This is a genomic window from Corallococcus sp. AB018 (genome assembly GCF_003986945.1).
Taxonomy (GTDB): Bacteria; Myxococcota; Myxococcia; order Myxococcales; family Myxococcaceae; genus Corallococcus; species Corallococcus exiguus.
Window position 1 is genome coordinate 1 of record NZ_RAWR01000424.1, and the last position, 2,121, is coordinate 2,121.

Sequence of the window (2,121 nt, forward strand, 5' to 3'; positions counted from 1 at the left end):
TCTCTTCAATCGCTTGAAGCAGAACCGGCGGGTGGCGACGCGCTATGAGAAGCGCGCCGCCAACTACCTGGCGATGGTCCATATCGCCTCCATCCGCCTCTGGCTCTAATTTGCGGACACGCCCTAGTCACACCCGCCGGGCCCACGGGTCGTCACCCAGCAGGCCCGGTAGGAAGGACAGCCAGTCGCGCGTGGTGGCCAGCAGCGTCTCCAACGACACGGCCGCTACGCGCAGCAGCAGTCCGTCCTCGCCCAGGGGGCTGGCGGAGATGACCTCCCGGGCGCGAGGCTTCACCGGCAGGCCCGCCACGCGCGCGGCCAGGGCCTCCCGAGCATCCTTCAACGCGGGCCCTACCAGCAGCACGGACGCCAGCGCGTCGAAGCGGCCCAGCCGCTCCGGCAGCGCGCCGTGCGCGGGGTCCAGCACCCACCGCTCATCCACCAACGCGCGCCCTTCCCGCGCGACGCGCAGGCGCGAGGCGTAGTGCAGGAAGGCCCAGCGCTCGCCCCGGGCGCTCCGCCCCGCCGTCACCACGTCCGCGAGCACCAGCGACGCGCCCGGCGAAAGCGTCACATCCAATGTCTGTGAATAGCGGGCGTCGGTGAAGCAGACGGTGGGGTCCGGCACCCACGCCAGCAGCGCGTCCCGGCCCACGCGCGCGACGAGATCACTGCGGCAACCGTTGGGCGAGCGGTAGACACGGTTCGAGCCCTGCGTCGCGAGCAGCGCCGACGCGCCGTCCGCCACATCCACCTCCAGCCGCAGGTGGTCCCCGTCCACCAGCCCGCCACCGAAGGAGCTGGTATAGGCCCACGCCGCGTGGCCGTGGTTGCGAGGCGTGAGCAGCCGCAAGGGGCTGTGCGCCAGCGCGGTGCGCACCACGGTGCGGGGCCCCGAGCGTTCGAACGCGAGCCTCGCGACGCCCGCGCGCTCCGGGCCGGGAAGAGCGGCAATCACCCTCCCCTTCTAGCACGTGAGCCGCACCGGAAAGCCGTGCACCGGTCCTGCGTAGCGTTTCGCGCTACAGCCCCCCTCCCTCGCGACAGACGTGGAGGCTCGCTGGCACGCAACCTGCTCTTGGGGCGGCCCGCCAATCCTGACATCGCGTGTCAGATATGGCGGAACCTTCTTCCCAAGGCACAGCACCATGCACCGTCGTTCCCCCCGAGCCTCCTGGCTTCGCGCCCTGACCCTCTCCTCGTTCGCCGTGGGTTGCCTGTTCGTGGCCGCGCCCGTCCACGCCGCTGAAACGCGCGAGATGCCTGCCACCATCGTCAACGTGTCCATGCAGGACGGCGAGCTGACCGCGCGCATCCGCTGGTCCGCGGAGTCGAAGTCCCTGCCCGGGGAGGTGGAGGTCCTGTCCTATGACGGCACGGAGAAGATCACCGCGGGCGAGCGGCTTTCGCCCAAGGCCGGCGAGGAGGTGGAGGTGAAGCTGTCCGGCGCGGTGCAGGAGCCGTGGGAGACGGGCTGGGCCCAGCGGCTCGTCGTACGTGAGGCGCAGGGCCGGGAGCTGGCCAGCCAGCCCTATGACGTCAGCCTCGCCTGCGAGGACGAGAAGACCTGCCAGCTGACGGCCGCGCCGGGCATCTCCGCCAGCCGCGAGGTCCTGCACGTGAGCAACGCCCTGCAGAAGACCCTCGGCGCCATCGAGAAGGAGATGGGGACGAAGCAGTTCGACCTGGTGCGCGAGGTGGCCCGGCGTGAGCCCTCGCTGTACGGCGAGGCCCTGAGCTACGCCCACGGCCTGATCAAGATCGGCCCCGCCGAGGGTTGCCAGTGCTCCTGGGAGGCGTCCTACTCGCGCACCAACTCCGCGGGAACGAGCCTGGGCGCGGCGCACGACCTGTACTCGCGCCCCCTGTCCCAGAACAAGCCCTCCAACGCCCGCCTGACCACGCAGGGCAGCAGCCGCGTCACCCTGACCCTCCACTGCACGTCGCTGGCCTCCATCCTCACGCAGGAGTTCGGCATCCGGCAGCCCGGCGGGCTGGTGAAGCCCGTGCGCATGCACCAGCCCGTCTACAGCACCTGCGCCGGGACGTGCAGCGGCCGGTTCAGCCACTTCGGCCGCATCACCGGCAAAACGACCGCGCAGAGCACCACCCCCTTCCCCC

General features: G+C 71.0%; 2 protein-coding genes and 1 pseudogene. 2 read left to right on the forward strand and 1 reads right to left on the reverse strand.

The window, feature by feature from the left end:
• Positions 1 to 109, forward strand: a pseudogene (locus D7Y11_RS42425) (IS5/IS1182 family transposase); the annotation flags it as partial.
• Positions 110 to 127: 18 nt separating this feature from the next.
• On the opposite strand, the gene D7Y11_RS42430 reads toward D7Y11_RS42425, so the two are convergent.
• Positions 128 to 958 carry an urease accessory protein UreD gene (locus tag D7Y11_RS42430; RefSeq protein ID WP_120581694.1) on the reverse strand — a complete coding sequence of 277 codons (831 nt, stop codon included), beginning with the start codon at positions 956 to 958 and terminating at the stop codon, positions 128 to 130.
• 190 nt (positions 959 to 1,148) lie between these two features.
• On the opposite strand from D7Y11_RS42430, the gene D7Y11_RS42435 reads away from it, so the two are divergent.
• Positions 1,149 to 2,121 (forward strand): hypothetical protein (locus tag D7Y11_RS42435; RefSeq protein ID WP_148139290.1); only part of this gene is annotated, 973 nt, incomplete at its 3' end.